This is a genomic window from Noviluteimonas gilva (genome assembly GCF_009740395.1).
In the GTDB taxonomy this organism is placed as follows: Bacteria; Pseudomonadota; Gammaproteobacteria; order Xanthomonadales; family Xanthomonadaceae; genus Noviluteimonas; species Noviluteimonas gilva.
Genome location: NZ_WOXT01000002.1, coordinates 677,916 through 697,371, shown reverse-complemented (window position 1 = coordinate 697,371; position 19,456 = coordinate 677,916). Strand labels below are relative to the sequence as shown.

The following is a 19,456-nucleotide window of genomic DNA, read 5'->3' as shown; positions in this document are numbered from 1 at the left end:
TTCACCATCATCTTAGAAATCGAAGCCGAATGAGAGCTTGTATTGGCGCGGCTGGTTCCCGTCGATGTTGTAGCCGTTCTGGTCGCCGAAGGTCGGGTTCGCCACGCCGGGCGCGCCGCGCCAGGTGTCGTAGTCCACCCAGTTGTGCCAGTTGAAGACGTTGAGCACGTCCACGCGGATCCACGGGCGCAGGCTCGTGCCCGTATCGACCGACTTTTTCAGCGCCAGGTCGAGTTGCTTGTAACCGATGTTGCCGTCGGGCGTGAACGAATCGAAGAAGCAATTGTTGAAGCTGGCCGCATCGAAGCAGTTCGTCGAATCCTTCGGCTTCGGGCTGGCGAGCACGAGCTTGCCTGACAGCTGCATGTCCCAGAACAGATCTCCGAAGCCGCTGATCACCAGGCGATGTTCCGGGATACCGACCGAGCGCTGGAACGGCTGGGTGTCGAGGTTCGGATAGTCGAGCATGTAGTGCTCGTCCGACGCGGCGGCGTTGAAGCGGTTCTCCGTCGCGTCGCTATAGGTGTAGGCGAAGTTGAGATTCCACGGCGAATCGCTGGTCCAGGGCTTTTCCAACGAGAGCAGGAACTGGTCCAGGCGCGTCTCGATACCGTTGTCCGCGATGATGAGCGTGCCGTAGCCGGGAATCGGCTGGCCCCACGGCTGGTTGCCCCACGTTGCGCCGGGTACGGCCGGATCGCGGAAGCTGCCGTCGGGGAAGCGATTGCCCAGGTAGAACACGATGTCGTCATGCTTCTTCATGTGCACGAGCGTCGTCGACAGGGTCCAGTCCTGGCCCCACACGCCGAAGGTGTTGCGCATGCCGAGACTGAACTGGTCCGCGTACGGCGTCTCCAGGTCGTTGTTCATCAGGTTGACCTCGGCACCCAGCGCCGGGTTGGCCGCAACGAGCGCTGCGAGCGCCGCCGGATCGTAGTACGCCGGGTCGAAGGCGCCGATGCAATTGTTGGTGCCCGCGGTGCACGGATGCGCCGGCGTGTCGAAGAAGAACGTGTACGTAGGGAACGTGTTCTTCGACTGCTCCAACTGCAGGTAGTCCCACAGGTTGCGGTCGTAGGTGCGGCCCGCGCCGCCGAACAATACGTGCCGCTCGTCGCCACCGAAGTCGTACGAGAAGCCCAGGCGCGGCGCCCAGTTGTTCTTGTCGGCCGAACGGTTGCTGCCGTTGCTGATGTAATCCTCGATGTTGTAGTCGGTATTGGGCGCGTGCAGGTTCGGCCACGCGCGCAGCGCGTTGGCGATACCGACTGGCGTGACGAAGTTTTCCCAGCTCGGGTTTTCTTCGTAGTCCCAGCGCAGACCCATGTTCACGATCAGCTTGTCGTTGACCTCCCAATCGTCCTGGATGTAGATGCCGAACTGGCGGGCGTTGGTCTCGATGTTGCGCGAACCCGTGCCGGGCACCAGCGCGCCGAACTGCACCTGGTATGGGACGTAGCTGTCCGTGGTGACGTTGCCGAGGAAGTTCTGCTCGTCGATGTCGATCTGGAACTGCGGGTTGTACGGTTGCTGCTCGAAGGCGTTGATGTCGACCTTCTTGAACTTCACGCCGGCCTTGATCGTGTGGTCTTCGATGCCGAACCAGGTGAAGTCGTCCTGGATCGACCAACCCTTTTGGCCCTTGTCCTGGAAGTCCGGGCCGCCGCCGTAGTTCAACACCGCGGTGCGATTGAGCACGTCGGCGCGCACGAGCTTGAAGCCCGGGCCCGTGGTGATCGCGATCGGGCTGAAGCTGTCGTCCTCGAAGGTCAGGTGCGCGTCGTTGAGCCAATCTTCCTGGTTGTACTGCCAGCGCAGGTCCATGCGCGTGCTTTCGTTGTCCTTGGCGGTGCCGTAAGGCGGCGTATTGCGATCGAGGATGCCGGTGAGTTCGGTCTCGTCGCGACGCTTCATCGACAACTCGATCAGGTTGTCGCCGGTCGGCTGCCACGTGATCTTGCCGAAGAACAAGTCTTCGTTGAATGGCACGCTTTGTGGGCCGGTCAGCGCAAGCAGGTCCGCCGGTAGTGGACCGTTGTAGTTGTTGTCGGGCGTCACCGACTTCGGCGCGTTGATGTCCTTGCCTTCGTAGGTGAAGAAGTAGAACAGGCGGTCCTGGAGAATCGGTCCGCCAACGGAAAAGCCGTACTGGCTCGTCGCCGTGTTCGCTTCGAAGCCCGCGCGCTCGTCGAGCGGCGTCATCGTCCGCCAATGGTCGGACGTGCGGTCGAAGAACACCGATCCGCCGAAGTCATTCGTGCCCGACTTGGTCACCGCAGTGACGGCCGCGCTGCTGATCTGGTCGTACTCGGCCTTGTAGTTCGACGTGATGACCTTGTACTCACCGATGGCCAACTGCGGGAACGGATTGCCCTGCGAGGAGTCCTGCCCGCTGATGCCGCCCTTGAGCACGTAGTTCTTCTGGCCGACGCCGTCGATGAAGACGTTCGTGCCGTTGGAGTTCTGCGCGCCGCTGCGCAGGCTCGTCGAGCCGTCTGCGCGCTGGTCGAAGATCATGCCCGGCACGGTGTCGGCGAAGCCGAGGAAGTTGCGGCTGGCCTGCGGCAACGCTTCGATCTGCTGTGTCGAAACGTTCGTCGCGACTTCCGACGTGCGCACTTCCGGCAACGGTGCGCCGACGATTTCGACCGCTTCCAGTTGCGTCGGACCCGTAGGCGCGGCGGTGTCCACGTTGAGGTACGCATTCTGCGCGACGGACAGTGTCACCGTGCGCGTGGTGCCGCCCTGCGACGTCACGGTGTACGTGCCCGGCGGCAGGCCTGCGAGCGTGTACTTGCCGGTGGCGTCGGCTTGCACCGTGCGCACCAGGCCCGTCTTCGTGTTGGTCGCGGTGACCGGCGCGGAGGCGACGGCTTGGCCGCGCAGCGTGGCGGACGTGCTCTGCGCATACACCGCAGGCGCGCCGACGGCGAGCGCCGCGGCGAGCGCGCATGCGAGCAGTCGGGGCGTGGGGCGATGGAGGTTGCGAGACTTCATTGGGGTTCTCTCCCGGTGATGCGTTGGTTCGAAGGATCGGAACAGGGCGACACGTTGGGGGAGCGCAATCTCAGGAACTGTCGCGGCGATGCGCGGCGCCGCGGCGTTGGGTGGATTGCCGCGCGACCAGGTGCGGCGCGATGAGCGTCGCGTCCTGCGCGGGCGGTGTCGGGTTTTCGCGGCCGGCCAGCAGCGTGCGCAGCGCGCGACCACCGAGTTCGGCGATGTCGACGGAGATCGTCGTCAGCGAGGGATGCACGTAGCGCGCGAGCGGAATGTCGTCGAAGCCCGCGACCGCGATGTCGTCGGGCACGGTCAGGCCCGCCTGGTGGAAGGCGAACAGCACGCCGAGCGCGGTCATGTCGTTGGCGGCGAACACCGCGTCGGGGCGCGGATCCATCTTCAGGACCTCGTGTCCCGCGGCATGGCCGGAGGATTCGTCGAACGCGCCCTGCAACACGATCGGTTGCGCATCGGGCAGCAATTGCGCGAGTGCGTCGGTGTAACCGCGCAGGCGTTCGTCGGCGTCGAAGTTGTCCGTCGGGCCGGTGACGAACGCAATGCGGCGGAAACCGTTGTCGACCAGGTGCGCGACCATCGCGCGTGCGCCGCCGTAGTTGTCGATGCGCAGCGTGCCCAGTCCGACGCCGGTGAGGTGCGAGTTGATCAGCACCGCCGGTTGCGATTGCCCGAGTTCGCTCGCCAATGCCTGGCTGTCGACGAAGGGCGAAAGCACGAGCAATCCATCCACGCGCCCGCGCATCGCACGCAGCGCGGTGCCCTGTTCGTCGGGATGGCCGTGGTAGCTGGACACGAGCAGATGCAGGTCGTGTTCGCGCGCGACGACGTCGATGCCACGCATCAGCTCGGAGAAGAACTCACCGTGCAGGTCCGGCAGGACCACGCCGATCGTGCGCGTGCGCCGGCTGCTGAGGCTGCGCGCGGCGTGGTGCGGGACGTACTTGAGTTCGCGCGCGGCGTCGAGGACGCGTTCGCGAACGGTGCTGGCCACGTTCTGCTGGCCGTTGAGCGCGCGCGAGACGGTGGCCACCGAAACCTGGGCCAGTCGTGCTACGTCGCGAATCGTGACAACGTCTCCCATTGCCGCCCCACTGCTTCGTCCGTGGCCGGAATGTAAACGTTTTCACAAAGGACTGTAAACACAATGTAAAGGTTGAGGTTCGTGCTGCAATGCAGCAGAAACTCAGCCCTCGACTTCCCCCGGCGCCCGCGCGCGAATCGACAGCGCATGGATGTCGGTCTCCATCATGTCGCCGAGCGCCGCATACACCTTGCGATGACGCGCCAGCGGCGCCAGACCCGCGAAGGCCTCGCTCACGATGTCGACATTGAAATGCCCGCGCCCGTCGCGCGCGCCGGCATGGCCCGCGTGGCGCGCGCTGTCGTCGACGACTTCAAGCGATTGCGGCGACAGCGCGGCGTCGAGCAGCGCGCGGATGCGTTCGACTCGGTTCACGGCAGCGTCGGCTTGAAGGGGCGGACGTCGACGCGGTGGTAGACGCCGGCTTCGACGTAAGGGTCGGCGTCGGCCCAGGCGCGCGCGGCTTCGAGCGATTCGAACTCCGCCACCACGATGCTGCCGCTGAAACCGGCCGGACCGGGGTCTTCGGCGTCGATCGCCGGGCACGGGCCCGCGAGGAGCAGGCGCCCTTCATCCCGCAGCGCCAGCAAGCGCGCCACGTGCGCGGGGCGGGCCTCCAGGCGGCGTGCGAGCACCCCGGGGCCGTCGTGTCCTTCGATCGCGTACCACATCCGATGCTCCTGCCCGTTGGTGCGTTTGATGAAAAGACGATTGTAAGTGGTGGACAGCCCTCGCCCGCCCCCGTACCCTTGGGGTCAGTGAATCGGGACCGCGCGCGACGCGGCCCGCGTGACCCCACCAACCATCGACTGACAATCGACTGGGGTCCCCCCGCAAGCGACTTTGAGATCCGCGGCTGCGCACGGCCCCGCCGTACGCGCTGCATTGCTCGACCCGGTGGCCTCGAGGGGGCCGCATAACGCATGTCCGACGAACCGAGCGTGCCCGCGCCCGAAGGCGACCAACCCGCCAACGGCGCTCACCCGCAAACCCACAACCCGACGCACCCGCAGCAGCAGGAAATGCCGCTGGCGATGGTGCTCGGCCAGCCGGTCCTGCAGATCCCGCAGGACCTGTACATCCCGCCCGACGCGCTCGAAGTCATCCTCGATGCGTTCGAAGGTCCGCTGGACCTGCTGCTGTACCTGATCCGCCGCCAGAACCTGGACATCCTCGACATCCCGGTCGCCGAAATCACGCGCCAGTACGTCGACTACATCCAGGCGATGCACGAGATGCGCTTCGAGCTCGCCGCCGAATATCTGGTGATGGCCGCGATCCTCGCCGAGATCAAGTCGCGCATGCTCCTGCCGCGCCCGCCGAGCGAAGAAGGCCTGGAGGACGATCCGCGCGCCGACCTCGTGCGCCGCCTGCAGGAGTACGAACGTTTCAAGCAGGCTGCCGAAGACCTCGACGCCCTGCCCCGCCAGGACCGCGACACCACGCCGGTGGCCGCCTTCGTGCCGGACCGCGCGTCGGTGAAGCAGCCACCGGAAGTGGACCTGCGCGAAATGCTGCTGGCGCTGGGCGACGTGCTCAAGCGCGCCGAGCTGTTCACGCAGCATGCGATCAAGCGCGACGCCCTCAGCGTGCGCCAACGCATGGGCGAGTTGCTCGAGCGCATGCACGACGGCCAGTTCCACCGCTTCGAGTCGTTGTTCACGGTGCAGGAAGGCAAGCTCGGGGTGGTCGTCACCTTCCTCGCGCTGCTCACCCTGGCGAAGGAACAGCTGGTCGAGATCGTGCAGGAATACACCGACAACAGCCGGCCGAGCGATGCGCACGTCGGCACGCCGGCCCGCACCCTCGCCCCGATCTACGTCAAATCCCTCGCCGTTGGCGAAGGCGCACCCGAAGCCCTCCACCTGACGAGCGAGTTCGACGACGAACCCGCCGCCGCGAACGATTCCAACGCATGACCCCAATGGACCAGAGCCTCATCACCCGCATCGTCGAAGCCGCGCTCATGGCGGCGACCCAGCCGCTGCCGCTCGCGCAGCTCAAGGGCCTGTTCTCGCTGGACGATCCGGCGCCCGACGACGCCGTCGAACACGCGCTCGAACAACTGCGCGAAGGCTGCGCCGACCGCGGCGTCGAACTCGTCGAACTGGCCTCGGGCTTCCGCTTCCAGGTCAAGGCCGACGTGCATCCGTGGGTTGCGCGCCTGTGGACCGAACGCCAGGTCAAGTACACGCGCGCCACGCTCGAAACCCTCGCGCTCATCGCCTATCGCCAGCCGATCACGCGCGGCGAGATCGAACAGGTGCGCGGCGTGGCCGTGAGCAGCAACATCATCAAGGCGCTCGAAGAACGCGAGTGGATCCGCGTCGTCGGCCATCGCGACGTCCCGGGCAAGCCGGCGTTGTTCGGCACGACGAAGGGATTCCTGGATTACTTCGGCCTCAAGCGCCTCGACGAACTCCCGCCGCTGTCCGAACTCAAGGACATCGGCGAGCTCGAACCGCAGTTCCAGTTCGAACCCGAAGCCGGCCCGCAGGCCGCGATGCAAGAACCCGTCGCCGCCGAAGACACGACGCACGACGAAGCCCCCCAACAGGACGATTCCGAACCGGAAGCCCCTGTCCCCCACGACGAAGCGGAAACTGAAGAAGACACCGCGGACGTCACCGAAGATGACGACGCCGAGATGGCCTCGTCGGAGCAGACACAATGAGTGATCAAGAACGCCGCAAGCTGTCCCTCAAGCGCGGCGCACCCGAACAACCCGTCGACGCCCCGCGCATCGAGGAACGCCTGCACAAGGTCCTCGCGCAGGCCGGCCTCGGCTCCCGCCGCGCGCTCGAACAGCGCATCGCCGATGGCCTGGTGAAGGTCAACGGCGCCATCGCCCAGGTGGGCATGAGCATCACCGGCGGCGACAAGATCGAAATCGACGGACGCACGTTCGTCGCGACCGCGCTGACCGAACCGGCGCGCGTGCTGATCTACAACAAGCCCGAAGGCGAAGTCACCACGCGCGAAGATCCCGAAGGCCGCCCGACGATCTTCGAATCGCTGCCCTCGCTCAAGGGCGCGCGCTGGATCGCGATCGGCCGCCTGGACATCAACACCACCGGCCTACTGCTGCTCACCACCGACGGCGAGCTGGCCAACGCGATGATGCATCCCTCCTACGAGATCGAACGCGAGTACGTGTGCCGCGTGCGTCCGCCGGAAGGCGAAGAGGAAGTGTCGGACAAGCTCGTCGATCGCCTGCGTCGCGGCGTCGCGCTGGAAGACGGCCCGGCGAAGTTCGACGAAATCACGAAGATCACCGGCGGCGAAGACCAGTCGCACGATTGGTATCGCGTGCTGCTGAAGGAAGGCCGCAATCGCGAAGTCCGCCGCCTGTGGGAATCGCAGGGTTGCCAGGTCTCGCGCCTGAAGCGCATTCGTTACGGCGACGTGTCGCTGCCGCAGCCCTTGCTGCGCAGCCAATCGCAGGAACTGGCGCCCGACAAGGTCGCCACGCTGCGCGCCAAGCTCGGCCTGGACGACGGCACCGCATCGCTCACGCTGATGCCGGTGATCGGCCAGCGCAAGGCGGCGAAGTCGACGCTGCATTTTGGCGGCGCGCGCACGGCGGGTTACGTCAGCGGTCACAACACCGCCGACGAAGGCCGCGAACTGCGTCGCTTCGACCACGTGCGCGAAGATCGTCGCGGGGGTCGCGGTGGCAAGAAGCCGCATGGCGGTCTGACCGTGAGCGGCGAAGCCGCGGCGAACGCCGGCAACAAGGCGTTCAAGCCGAAGGGCCCGCGCCAGCAAGGCCAGAAGATGCGTCCGGGTGAACAGCGCGATGCGGGCAATCCTGCCGCGTTCCGCACTTGGTATGTGCCCGAAGGTGTCGACACCGGCCCGACCGGTCACAAGAATCCCGATGGCGCGCGTGGTCCGCGCAAGCCTTACGGCCCGAAGCCGGGCGGCGCCGGTCGCCCCGCTGGCGGCGGCAACAAGTTCGGCGGCCAGAATGCGAACCGTGGCGGCGGTCAGCCGCGTCCGTTCGGTGATCGCGACGGCAATCGCGGCCCCGGTGGTCCGGCGCGTCCGTTCGGCGACCGCGATGGCAACCGTCCGGCGCGTAGCGGCGGCGGTGGCGCGCGTCCCTACGGTCATCCGGGCAATGCGCCGTCGTTCCCGTCGGATCACGCCAATCCGGGCAGCTTCAATCCGTACGGCGACAAGCCGCGCGCGCCGCGTCCCGGTGGTCCGGGCGGTCCGCGTCCGGGTGGTCCCGGTGGTCCTCGCCCCGGTGGCGCCCGCCCCGGCGGTCCGCGTCCGGGCGGTGCTCGCCCCGGCGGTCAGCGTCCCGGTGGCCCGCGCCCCGGCGGTCCGCGACCCGGTGGTCCGCGCGGTGGTGGTCGCCCTGGCGGCGGTCGGCACAGCGGCGGTTGAGTGATGCAAGAGGGGCGCTTCGGCGCCCTTCTTCGTTTTCGCTTCACATTCGTTTCGTCGTGGCTTCGCACCGCGCGCAAACAATGCGCGCATGGACCATGACCTAATCGTTGTCGGCGCGAGTTTCGCCGGCGCGGCCTGCGCACTCGCGGCCGCGCAATCGGGCTTGCGCGTGTGCGTGCTCGAACGCAAGCGCGATCCCGGCGACAAACTGCGCACGACCGGCATCATCGTGAAGGAGGCCGCCGAGCGCACCTTGCTCGGCGAGTTGCCTGCGCATCTCACGCGTCGCGTCGAACGCGTGCAGCTCTACGCGCCGAATCTCAAACAGGTCGCCCTCGCCGCGCCGGGCAGCTACTTCCTCACCACCGATACGCCCGGTGTCATGCGGTGGCTTGCCGAACAACTGCGCGCGCACGGCGTCGACCTGCGACTGGGCACGGCGTTCCGCGATGCGAAGCGCGTGGGCGATCATTGGCATGTCGATGGCGTTGGTCGCGCACGCTACCTCGTCGGCGCAGATGGTGCGCGTTCGCGCGTCGCCGATCGCTGCGGGCTTGGTCGCGTGCGCGGCTTTCTCTACGGCATCGAATACGAATTCCCGCACGCGCGCCTCGCCGATCCCGATGCATTGCATTGCTTCATCAGCAAGCGCCACGCGCCCGGTTACATCGGTTGGATCGCGCAAAACCCCGGCGGCGTGCAAGCGGGCCTGGCATTGCGACACGATCCGGCCCACGTGCGCGTGCCCGATCTCGATACCTTCCTGTTGCGCGTCGGCCAGGCCGGCGGTCTTCCCTTGCGATTGACGCCAGGCCCCACGCGCGCGGGCCTGATCCCGTGCAGCGGCCCGGTGTGGCCGCTCGCACGCGATGGCGCGATCCTCACCGGCGACGCCGCCGGCATCGTTTCGCCCGTGACCGCCGGCGGCATCCATGCATCGTGGGAACACGCGTGGACCGTCGGCCGCGCCGTCGCCGCGCACTTGCGACAGGGCGGGCCTGCGCCCGAGAGCGTTGCGATCGACGCCGCCCCGCGCTTCCGCACCAAGCGCGCCTTGCGTTGGGCCTACGACCGCATGCCCTTCGACTGGCCCTTCGACCTGCTGCTCTCCGCGCCGCCTGTGCGCTGGGCGGCGGAGCGGGTGTATTTCGGCTGATCCGTTTGGAAAAACGCGGGCGTATGATCCGGCCCATGGCCGACCAGGCGCCCTCGGACCTGCACTCCGCGCTAGGCGCGATCGCACGCGCGATCGCCGACTCGCTGGAAGTGCGCGCGGTGTGGGACGCCGTCGCGGAAGCGTGTCGCGCACTCGTGCCCTTCGACGCGATGGGCATCGTCAAGCTCGAATCCGATGGCACGGTGCGCGCGGTCGCGGCGGCCGGCGAAGTCGAAGCGAAACAACTCGAAGGCATCGTCTTCCCGCGCGCCGGCTATTCGCCCGCGTTCTGGCCCGACGAAGACCGCTTCTTGGTCGTCATCGAGGACGCGCAATCGCAACTCGACCTGTCGTACCCGCTCGATCGCCTCGCGCTCGAAAGAGGCTATCGCGCGATCCTGCGCGCACCCTTGCAACATCGCGATCGTCGCCTCGGATCGGTGCTGCTCGTTTCGCGCACGCCCGGGCGATTCACGCAGGCGCACGGCGAAGTGCTGCTCGTGATCGCGGAACTCGCCTCGCTCGCATTGGCGCACGAAGGACTGGCGAACACGCTCGCCGACGAAACGCGCCGCAGTGCCGCCGCACGCGAGCACGCTTCGCAACTCGAACGCCGCGTGCAAGCACTCGCCGAAGAACTCGACGCACGCAGCGCACATCGCACGCTGGGGCGCTCACGTCGATGGCGCGAAGTGCTCGAACTCGCCACGAAGGTCGCACCGACCGATACGACGGTGTTGCTCTCCGGTGAATCGGGCACTGGCAAGGAAGTGGTCGCGCGTTTCATCCATCGCGGATCGATGCGGCGCAAGGGCCCGTTCGTCGCGCTCAATTGCGCTGCGCTGCCGGAACAATTGCTGGAGTCGGAACTGTTCGGTCACGACCGCGGCGCCTTCACCGGCGCGCAGGCCGCGCATCCGGGCAAGCTCGAACAGGCCGCGGGCGGCGTGCTGTTCCTCGATGAAGTCGCCGAAATGAGCCCGACCGTGCAGGCGAAGTTCCTGCGCGTTTTGCAGGAACGCGAATATCAACGCCTCGGTGGCACGCGCACGTTGCGCGCCGATGTGCGCGTGCTTGCTGCAACGCATCGCGACCTGCCCGCCGCCATCGCCAACGGCACGTTCCGCGAAGACCTCTATTACCGCCTCGCGGTGTTCGACATCGCACTGCCGCCCTTGCGCGAACGACGCGAAGACATTCCGTTGCTCGTTGAAGCCTTCCTGCATGAAGTCGGCCAGAACATCGGCCGCCCGGCCGCGGGCGTGAGCGATGATGCGATCGCCGCGCTCACCGGCTACGCCTGGCCCGGCAACGTGCGCGAGTTGCGCAACGCGATCGAGCGCGCGGTGATCCTCAGCGAAGGCGGCATGCTGACGGCCGACCACTTGCCGATCGGCATCGCCGCGGCGAAACCCGCGATGCCCATCGTCCGCATCGCCGCGCCGCAATCGCTGGGCGATGCCGAGCGCCAGATGATCGAAGACGCGCTCGAACGCGCGGGCCGCAACAAGTCCGAAGCCGCGCGCCTGCTAGGCATCACCCGCGCGCAATTGCGCTCGCGCATCGAGAAGCACGGCCTGGCCTGAGCGTTGGCGATGGATCGCCAGTTGGCGATTCCCAGCCACCACGGCGGGCGACTCAACTCGCACGATCCTCGTCGCATCAATCACTTACGCGTTGGCACGGCGCGTGCGTTGAAGACGGCATCCCATCTGGAGTGCCCGACGTGCCCCGCCCCCATTCCCTCGCCGTCCTGGCCGCTGCGTTGTTGCTGCCGTCGGCCGCATTCGCGCAGGACCGCTTCGACGATCCCTCCGACGACTGGAAATTCCGCACCAGCCTGTACGCCTTCGTGCCGAAAGTCGGCGGCAATGCACAACTGCCGAGCGGCGCCGAACGCGCGTTGTACGTCAGCGCCGACGAACTGATCTCGCACACCGACGCCGCCGGCATGGCGACGTTCGAATTCCGCAAAGGCCGCTGGGGTGCATTCGGCGATCTGGTCGCGATGGACCTCGGTCAACACGTCAACGGGACCCGCAGCGTCCTCGCCGGCCGCGTGCCCTTGCCGCCGGGCACGTATGCGAACGCATCGCTCGACATCGAAGCCTTCGCGCTCACCGTCGCCGGCACCTATCGCGCGCTGGAACGCGACAACGCGAACATCGATGTGTTCGCCGGCGGCCGCTTGCTCGATGCGACGGTGAAACTCGACTGGGATTTCAACAGCGATGTCGTCGGCACGCTGCGCAGTGGATCGAGCGAAGTCGGCCATTCGAGCTGGGACGGCATCGTCGGCGCGAAGGGCCGCGTGTATTTCGGCGAGCGCAAGCAATGGTTCGTGCCCTGGTACGTCGACGCCGGCACCGGCGCGAGCGATCTCACCTGGAATGCAAGCGCGGGCCTGGGCTACGCGATGCATTGGGGCGAAGTGTTCGTCACCTATCGCCGCCTGGATTACGACTTCGGCAACGACCGGCACATCGCGGATCTGGATTTCGAAGGCCCGACGCTCGGCGTCGCATTTGATTGGTGACAAAGGCGCCACCCGACGCAACCCCACCCCGACCCTCCCCTGCCTTCGCAGGGGAGGGAGACATCAAGAGACCAATGCCATGAACAAGCAACGCATCGACGTCCACCACCACTTCCTTCCGCCCGAGTTCGTCGCCTACCTGGCCAAACAGGGCGCGGCGTGGACCGGCGGCCCGAAGATCCCCGAATGGAACCTCGACCTCGCACGCGAAACGATGGCGCGCAACGGCATCGCGCAGGTCGTCGGCTCCGTGGTGCCCGGCACCTACTGGGGCGATCGCTCGGCCGCGGTGCATTGGTCGCGGCACGCCAACGAATTCATGGCGCGCATCGTGCAGGACGACCCGTCCACGTTCGGCGCCTTCGCCGCCATGCCGCTGCCCGACACGCAGGGCGCGCTGCAGGAACTCGAGTACGCGCTCGATGTGTTGAAACTCGACGGCGTGCAGATCATGTCGAGCTTCGGCAACCAGTACCCGGGCAGCCCCGAGTTCGAAGAGTTCTTCCAGGAACTCGACCGCCGCAAGGCCACGGTGCACATCCATCCGAGCACCGTCGTACCCGGCGCGATCGTGCCGCAACTGACGATCCCGTGGGGCATCGTCGAATTCGTGCTCGACACCTCGCGCGCCGTCGCCAACCTGATCTACAGCGGCACGATGGAGCGCTACCCGAACATCAAGTACATCGTCTCGCACGCGGGCGGCACGATCCCCTTCCTGCCGATGCGCATGGAACTGAGCCGGCGCATGGGTTACGGCGAACACGCGCCGAAGGACGTCGGGTCCTACATCGACCAGTTGTACTTCGACACCGCGCTGTCCACCGCGCCGTCGACGCTCGCCGCAGTGACGACCATCGCGCGTCCCGGTCACATTCTCTACGGCAGCGATTGGCCGATGGTGCCGGAGATGGTGGTCGAGTACGAAAACACCGCGCTCGATGGAAGCCCGGTACTCGACGATGCGATGCAGCATGCGATCGAACGTGGGAATGCAGAAGCGTTGTTCCCGCGCTTCGCAAAGCGCAAGGCCGCGGCGGCGTGACTCAGTGCGCAGCGCCGGAGACGCATCCGGCGCTGCGCGTCACTCGCGATTACTGCAGCATCCCCGCAACGACGACAAGCAGCAACCCGAAGCACACCGCGATCGCCGTGACGGCGCGATACCGGGCGCCCGAGAAGCCGAAGCCGGACAGGACCAGGGAGACGAACAGCGAGAACAGGCCTGTGGAAAGCACGATCGAGGAGACCAGCTTGTGGCGATCGATCACGTCCCTCGGCGTGTCCGGTGCAAAGTCGCCAAGCTGCGACAGCGCACCGTAGAAACAGAACGGCCAGGCCAGGAGGGCCAGCGCCAGTGCGACGTTCGACGCGGTGGTCTGCTTCATGCAAATCCCTTTGACCGATGGGTCGGCGAAGCGGACCTTACTTCAGCGCGAACGCATCCGCATCCAGCATCGCCGGGAACCGCTCGCGATGCGCCAGCAATTCGCGCGCCGGCAGGCTGGTCGTCACCACGACCTCCTCGCCCGCGGCTTCGCTCAACGGCTGGCCGAGGAAATCGAGCACCGCGCTCTCGCCGTCGTACTTCAATCCGTTGCCGTCCACGCCGACGCGATTCAACCCCGCGACGAAGCACAGGTTCTCGATCGCCCGCGCACGCAACAACGTGCGCCACGCGTAGCTGCGCGCGGCCGGCCAATTCGCGACATAGACCAGCAAGTCGTAATCCAGTCCGTGCGGCCGTTCGACGTCGTAGCGATTGCGCGAGAACACCGGGAAGCGCAGGTCGTAGCAGACCAGCGGACAGATGCGCCAACCCTTGAACTCGATCGTCATGCGATCCCGACCGGCGGCGTAACGCTCGTGTTCCTTCGCGTAACGAAACAGGTGGCGCTTGTCGTAGGTCGACAACGCGCCATCCGGCGTGACGAAGCACAAGCGGTTATAGACGCCATCGCCGTCACGAATCTGCACGCTGCCGCACATCGCCGCACCGATCTTGGCCGCCTGCTCGCGCAGCCAGTCGGTCGTCGGTCCGTCGATCGTTTCGGCCTGGCCGATCGCTTCGTTGCTGAAACCGCTGGTGAAGGTTTCCGGCAACAGCACCAGGTCGGTCGTGCCGTGCAGCGGCGCGACGAGGTGGCCGTAGTACGCGCGGTTGGCCGCCGGGTCGTGCCAGCGGGTGTCGCCTTGCACCAGGGAAACGCGCAGATCTTGCATGGCAGTCACGTTAAAGGGTCCCGGCGTTAAAGCTTGCGAAGACGCGCCATCGCCGCGTCGAGCGTCGCATCGTTTTTCGCGAAGCACAGGCGCGCCAGGCGCTGGCCGGCGGGCGGCGATTCGTAGAACGGCGACAACGGAATCGCGGCCACGCCGTGTTCGGTCGTGAGCCAGCGGCAGAACGCGAGGTCGTCCAGGTCGCTCACCGCCGAATAGTCGACGAGCTGGAAGTAACCGCCCGGTACGGGCAGCGGCTTCAGGCGCGTCTCGCGCAATTGCGCGGCGAAGCGGTCGCGCTTGGCTTGATAGAACGCGCCCAGTTCCAGGTAATGCGCCGGGTCCTGTTCGATCATCTCGGCGAACGCATGCTGCGCCGGGGCGAACGTGCAGAACGTGTTGTATTGGTGGACCTTGCGGAACTCGGCCGACAGCGCGGGCGGCGCGATGCAGTAGCCGACCTTCCAACCCGTGCAGTGATAGGTCTTGCCGAAGCTGGACACGATGAACGCGCGTGCGCGCAACTCGGGATAGCGCAGCACCGATTCATGGCGCGCGCCGTCGAACACGATGTGTTCGTACACCTCATCCGACAGCAGGAACACATCGGGGTTGTCGCGCAGGATCGACGCCACGGCCTGCATGTCGTCCGCCGAAAGCATCGCGCCCGACGGGTTGTGCGGGCTGTTGATCATCAGCATGCGCGTGCGCGGCGTGATCGCGGCGCGCACCTTCTGCCAATCCGGCGCGAAGGTTTGCGGATCGAGCGCGACGTGCACGGCTTTCGCTTCGGCCAACTCGATCGCAGGCTCGTAGCAGTCGTAGCACGGGTCGAGCACGACGACTTCTTCGCCCGCGTGCACCACCGCGTGGATCGCATCGAAGATCGCTTCGGTCGCGCCCGAGGTCACGGTCACTTCGGTATCGGCATTCGGGCGCCAGCCGTACACGCGTTCGGTCTTGCTCGCGATGGCTTGGCGCAGCGCGGGGATGCCCGTCATCGGTGCGTATTGGTTGTGGCCGGCGCGCATCGCGCGATCCAGCGCTTCGACCAACAGATCGGGGACAGCGAAATCGGGGAAGCCCTGCCCGAGGTTCACCGCCTGGTGTTCCATCGCGAGCTGCGACATCACCGTAAAGATGGTGGTGCCGACCTTCGGCAGCTTGGTCTTGGGGTGCATGGGCCTTCCATGTGACGAAAATGTGAGGAATCCGACCAACGGCAGGTCGGTAACCGGTTACCGGAGTTTACGGAGGCCGCCCCCTGCGTTAAACCTGATCGTCCAATGTCGCTCCATACCGATCTCCGAATCGCCACCCTCCTCGATGCCTACTACGCGGCCGAATACCGCTGGGAGCTCGACGGGGAATGGCGCCAGCTCCGCATCGGCCAGAACGCGCCGGAGCTGGAGGCCTTCTTCCCGAAGAGCCGGCGCTTCGGCCTGTTGTCGGCCTGGGATCCGCAGTCGATCCCGCGTTCGGAAGCCGTGAACCGCCGCGCCGACGAAGCGCTGCATGCGGCCCTGCTCACCAGTGATTTGCTCTTCCGGCCCGGATTTTCGTCCGCGCCCAACCGCAGCTGGCGCGAGCCGAGCTGGGTGGTGATGGACATGCCTGACGTCGAGTTCGATCGCCTGGCGCTGCGCTACGGCCAGCTCGGCACGCTCGTCTGGAACCGCGGCGAACCGGTGGGCCTGCGCATGTACGCGTCCCAGCCGCTGATGGCGAAGGACCGCCCGCACGTGGAATGGGCGCCGCTGAACATGAAAGCGCGCGTGGCCCGTTCGACCTCGCGCCTGCACACGCCCTAAGCCGCCTGCAGGATCCGCAGCGCCACGACCGCAGCCAGCGGCACGGCCGCGAAGCGAAGCCACGCATCGCCGAATCGTTCGCGTGCTTCGGCGATCAATCGGCACAACACGATCATCAACACCGCGCACATCGCGAACCGCGTGCGTTCGCCCGAGGCATAGACCGTCGGCGAGAACGCGAGCGCGGCGAGCGACGCGAAGCCGAGCATCAACGTCCACGCGAGCCAGCCTGCAGCGCGCGGGGTGCGATCGCGTAACGCGACGAAGGTCCCCACGACCAGGCACGTTGCACCGAATACGGCGAGCGCCAGCGTCGCCACGCGCGTGGTCGACACATTGGCCGCCGTCACCATCGTCACGGACACGCGCTGCAGCAGCCCATCGCCCGGTGAAAGCACCATCGGTGCGATCGTCGCGAGGAACAGGAAACCCAACCCCGCCGCCACCGGCACGCGCACACGTCGCGCGGCAGGCGCGCTCCACACCAACATGATCGCGAGCAGCACCGCCGCCGGGGCGATCAGATTGTCGGCGCGCGCGAGCGTCGTGCCGATCGACCCCAGCCCGATGTTCACCTTGTCGAGCAAACCCACGGTGCCGTAATCGGCGTACCAATGCGCCATTTCCTGCGCGTACCGCATGCGCGCGCCCGGCGCGATGGCGTTGATCACGCTGTTCACCACGATCGCCGCGCCCAGCACGGCATCCCCGCGCGTGTAGCGGCCTTCGCGCCACAACTGGATCCATCGGGGAATACCGACGCCCAGCAACACGAGCCCGATCTGCTCGTTGTACGCGGCGTAGCTGCCTGCAAGAACGACCAGCGCCCACTCGAACACGCTGCGCTCGCGCCGTTCGAACAACGACCGCATCGCATACAAACCAAACGTCACCGGCCACAGGTAATAGAACGAACCCGTCACCCACCACGCGGCGTCCTGCAGCAAGGTCGGCGGCAGCAACCAGAACAGTGCGAACACGCCCGCGATCGCCGCCGGCGCACGGCCGCGTTCGCCGAAGCCCAGGCGCGCGACGTTGACGCAGAACGCGAACACGACGGCGATGTTCAGCAGTCGCCAGGCCCACAGGTTCGGCAACAAGGTCGAGCCGACGATTTCCATGGGCCAGCGGCCCGTCCACGTCAGATAGCGCTCGCGCATGAACGACCAGAGCGAGCCCTGGTCGAGCACGAGGGAGAAGATCAGGTCGTCGGATGCGTTGCGACGGTCGAACACCGCGAAGTGCAGGTACGCGAGGATCGCCACCATGCCCAGGAGCAGGCCGAAGCCGGGCGTGCGCCAGGAACGCGAGGCGCTCATGCGGGCTCCATCCGGCAAGCGACGGGGACGAGCACGTACTGCGTGCCGGCCGGCGCCAGGCCTTCATCGAACGCGATCAGCAACTGACCCGCGGGAATGCGCGGCTTCGCGCGCCTGAGATCGAGCGATGCGGCATAGCCGGAAGTCGTGTAATCGACGCGACCGCCCTCACCACGATTCAGCCGGAAGTTCACATCGCTGCGGGGCGGCAGCTCGGTCGGCAATTGCCACAGGCGGCCATCGCGGTCGTCGCGGAGCAGCACGCGGGTGACATGCGGGCCCCGCACGACCCCCGCCCGCGCCATCCAGCCGGAGACCTCGAAGCGCCGCGAAGCGCGCACGCAACGCTCCACCTGCCCCAGGACCGTGGTGGCTGGCGCTTCTCCGACCACCTTCCCCTCGAACGGCACCAGCCGCGTCAGCGACTGCCACCGCACGATCGACAGGCCCGCCAGCACGAGGGCGGCGAGCACCAGCGTGGCGAAAATCCAGGCATCCAGGGTGCGCCAGCGCTGCATCGGGCCTCACCCGGGGACGAAGGGGCGGCATTGTAGACGACCCTTCCGCGCGACCGACCCGCTAAAATGCGGGCTCCGCACGAGACCGACCCCGAATGAGCGACGTCCCGCCGCTGCTCGCCGCACGCGGCCTGCGATTTGCCCGCAACGAACAACCGGTGTTCGGTCCGCTTGCGTTCTCCGTCGACGCCGGCGAGGCCCTGCTCGTGCAGGGCGACAACGGCGCGGGCAAGACGACGTTGTTGCGCGTGCTCGCGGGCCTGTTGCGCCCCGACGAAGGCGAGATCGACATCGACGGTCGCGTCGCCTCGCCCTTGTTGCGCGCACGCGCCATCGCCTACCTCGGTCATCTGCCCGCCTTGAAGGCCGACCTCACCGCGGTGGAGAACCTGCGCTTCCTCTGCGGCCTGCATGGTCGTCGACGCGGCCAGGTCCCGGAAACCGCGATGGGCATCGTCGGCCTGTCCGGTTACGAAGACACGCTCGCGCGCCAACTCTCCGCCGGCCAGAAGAAGCGCCTCTCGCTCGCGCGCCTGTGGCTCTCGCCCGCGCCGTTGTGGCTGCTCGACGAGCCTTACGCGAACCTCGACCTGGAAGGCATCAACCTCGTCAACCGCATGGTGCAGGCGCATTTGCGCGCCGGCGGTGCGAGCTTGCTGACGACGCACGGCGCCTACGCCGCGCCGCCGGTGCGCACGCGCATGCTCACGCTGGAGCGCGCCGCATGATGCGTTCGGCGGCGCTCGCATTGCTCACGCGCGATGCGCGCCTGTTGTGGCGTCGTCGCGGCGATACGTTGCAGCCGGCCCTGTTCGCGCTGCTGGTCGTCGTGTTGTTCGCGCTCGCGCTCGGCGCCGAAGGCAAGGTCCTCGCGCGCGTGGCCGCGCCGACGCTCTGGCTGGCGGTGTTGCTCGCAGGCTTGCTCGCGCTCGACACCTTGTTCCGCGGCGACGCCGAAGACGGCTCGCTCGAACAATGGATGCTCGCCCCCGTTCCGCTCGCGTGGCTGGTGCTGGTCCGCACGTTCATGCACTGGGCCTCGACCGCGCTGCCGCTGCTGATCGCCACCCCCTTGCTCGGCGAACTGCTCCACCTCCCGCGCGCAGAATTGCCGACGCTGATGGCTTCGCTCGCGCTGGGCACGCCCTTGTTAAGCCTGATCGGCGCCGTGGTGGCCGCATTGACCGTCGGCATGCGCCGCTCCGGTATCCTTGTCGCGCTGCTCGCATTGCCGCTGTACGTGCCGGTGCTGGTGTTCGGCGCCGGCGCCGTCGCGCTCGCGGGACAAGGCCTGGATGCCGCCGCGCCACTGCTCTACCTCGGCGCGGGCCTCGTGCTCGCGCTGGTCCTGGCGCCGCTCGCCGCGGCGGCCGCGATCCGCATCTCACTGAGCTGACCC

Annotated in this window: 18 protein-coding genes and 1 pseudogene; 10 read left to right on the top strand and 9 right to left on the bottom strand. The window is 67.0% G+C overall.

Annotated features, from left to right (window positions below):
- Window positions 1-12: 12 nt before the first annotated feature.
- The 4 genes from GN331_RS10480 to GN331_RS10465 form a co-directional block, all read right to left on the bottom strand.
- The gene (locus tag GN331_RS10480; RefSeq protein WP_156641924.1) at window positions 13-2,997 is read right to left on the bottom strand and encodes a TonB-dependent receptor; all 2,985 of its coding nucleotides are present in this window, start codon (window positions 2,995-2,997) and stop codon (window positions 13-15) included.
- Between the two features lie 70 nt (window positions 2,998-3,067).
- Window positions 3,068-4,099 (bottom strand): LacI family DNA-binding transcriptional regulator, encoded by a 1,032-nt coding sequence (locus GN331_RS10475; protein ID WP_156641923.1) that lies wholly within the window; start codon window positions 4,097-4,099, stop codon window positions 3,068-3,070.
- A 102-nt stretch (window positions 4,100-4,201) separates the two neighbouring features.
- Window positions 4,202-4,474: a BolA family protein gene (locus GN331_RS10470; protein WP_331713442.1), complete on the bottom strand. Its 273-nt coding sequence runs from the start codon at window positions 4,472-4,474 to the stop codon at window positions 4,202-4,204.
- A complete protein-coding gene (locus GN331_RS10465; RefSeq protein WP_156641922.1) occupies window positions 4,471-4,770 on the bottom strand; it encodes a YciI family protein in 300 nt (99 codons plus the stop codon). Before GN331_RS10465 ends, GN331_RS10470 begins: the two co-directional genes overlap by 4 nt.
- Before the next feature lie 252 nt (window positions 4,771-5,022).
- On the opposite strand from GN331_RS10465, the gene GN331_RS10460 reads away from it, so the two are divergent.
- The 7 genes and pseudogenes from GN331_RS10460 (at window position 5,023) to GN331_RS10435 (ending at window position 13,234) form a co-directional block, all read left to right on the top strand.
- Complete coding sequence (locus GN331_RS10460) at window positions 5,023-6,018, top strand: segregation and condensation protein A (protein ID WP_156641921.1); 996 nt, start codon at window positions 5,023-5,025, stop codon at window positions 6,016-6,018.
- Between the two features lie 5 nt (window positions 6,019-6,023).
- Window positions 6,024-6,665: pseudogene (gene scpB, locus GN331_RS10455) on the top strand (SMC-Scp complex subunit ScpB); the annotation flags it as partial.
- A 104-nt stretch (window positions 6,666-6,769) separates the two neighbouring features.
- Window positions 6,770-8,494, top strand: a complete 1,725-nt coding sequence (locus tag GN331_RS10450; RefSeq protein ID WP_156641920.1) for a pseudouridine synthase — start codon at window positions 6,770-6,772, stop codon at window positions 8,492-8,494.
- A gap of 91 nt (window positions 8,495-8,585) precedes the next feature.
- Window positions 8,586-9,653: an NAD(P)/FAD-dependent oxidoreductase gene (locus tag GN331_RS10445; RefSeq protein ID WP_156641919.1), complete on the top strand. Its 1,068-nt coding sequence runs from the start codon at window positions 8,586-8,588 to the stop codon at window positions 9,651-9,653.
- Window positions 9,654-9,688: 35 nt separating this feature from the next.
- Window positions 9,689-11,239 carry a sigma-54-dependent Fis family transcriptional regulator gene (locus GN331_RS10440; protein ID WP_197427089.1) on the top strand — a complete coding sequence of 517 codons (1,551 nt, stop codon included), beginning with the start codon at window positions 9,689-9,691 and terminating at the stop codon, window positions 11,237-11,239.
- A 140-nt stretch (window positions 11,240-11,379) separates the two neighbouring features.
- A complete protein-coding gene (locus tag GN331_RS16565; RefSeq protein WP_197427088.1) occupies window positions 11,380-12,189 on the top strand; it encodes a hypothetical protein in 810 nt (269 codons plus the stop codon).
- 79 nt (window positions 12,190-12,268) lie between these two features.
- The gene (locus GN331_RS10435) at window positions 12,269-13,234 is read left to right on the top strand and encodes an amidohydrolase family protein (protein WP_197427087.1); all 966 of its coding nucleotides are present in this window, start codon (window positions 12,269-12,271) and stop codon (window positions 13,232-13,234) included.
- Between the two features lie 49 nt (window positions 13,235-13,283).
- On the opposite strand, the gene GN331_RS10430 is transcribed toward GN331_RS10435, so the two are convergent.
- Genes GN331_RS10430 through GN331_RS10420 form a run of 3 tightly spaced genes read right to left on the bottom strand, consistent with a single transcriptional unit; the run spans window position 13,284 to window position 15,590 of the window.
- Window positions 13,284-13,577, bottom strand: a complete 294-nt coding sequence (locus GN331_RS10430; protein WP_156641916.1) for a hypothetical protein — start codon at window positions 13,575-13,577, stop codon at window positions 13,284-13,286.
- 37 nt (window positions 13,578-13,614) lie between these two features.
- Entirely contained in the window at window positions 13,615-14,412 is a 798-nt protein-coding gene (locus GN331_RS10425; protein ID WP_156641915.1) for an amidohydrolase, read from the bottom strand.
- A 26-nt stretch (window positions 14,413-14,438) separates the two neighbouring features.
- Entirely contained in the window at window positions 14,439-15,590 is a 1,152-nt protein-coding gene (locus GN331_RS10420; protein WP_156641914.1) for a pyridoxal phosphate-dependent aminotransferase, read from the bottom strand.
- Window positions 15,591-15,695: 105 nt separating this feature from the next.
- Here GN331_RS10420 and GN331_RS10415 point away from each other — a divergent pair, with 105 nt between their 5' ends.
- The gene (locus tag GN331_RS10415) at window positions 15,696-16,220 is read left to right on the top strand and encodes a DUF3293 domain-containing protein (protein WP_156641913.1); all 525 of its coding nucleotides are present in this window, start codon (window positions 15,696-15,698) and stop codon (window positions 16,218-16,220) included.
- Here the strand turns inward: GN331_RS10415 and GN331_RS10410 are convergent.
- Window positions 16,217-17,539, bottom strand: coding sequence for a DUF6056 family protein (locus GN331_RS10410; protein WP_156641912.1), 1,323 nt, complete (start codon window positions 17,537-17,539; stop codon window positions 16,217-16,219). The genes GN331_RS10415 and GN331_RS10410 overlap by 4 nt on opposite strands.
- A complete protein-coding gene (locus GN331_RS10405) occupies window positions 17,536-18,057 on the bottom strand; it encodes a hypothetical protein (RefSeq protein ID WP_156641911.1) in 522 nt (173 codons plus the stop codon). Before GN331_RS10405 ends, GN331_RS10410 begins: the two co-directional genes overlap by 4 nt.
- Before the next feature lie 95 nt (window positions 18,058-18,152).
- Between GN331_RS10405 and ccmA the strand changes: the two genes are divergently transcribed.
- Together ccmA and ccmB are read left to right on the top strand one after the other, a co-directional pair.
- A complete protein-coding gene (gene ccmA, locus GN331_RS10400; protein ID WP_156641910.1) occupies window positions 18,153-18,785 on the top strand; it encodes a heme ABC exporter ATP-binding protein CcmA in 633 nt (210 codons plus the stop codon).
- Window positions 18,782-19,453: a heme exporter protein CcmB gene (ccmB, locus tag GN331_RS10395; protein WP_156641909.1), complete on the top strand. Its 672-nt coding sequence runs from the start codon at window positions 18,782-18,784 to the stop codon at window positions 19,451-19,453. Before ccmA ends, ccmB begins: the two co-directional genes overlap by 4 nt.
- Window positions 19,454-19,456 lie beyond the last annotated feature (3 nt).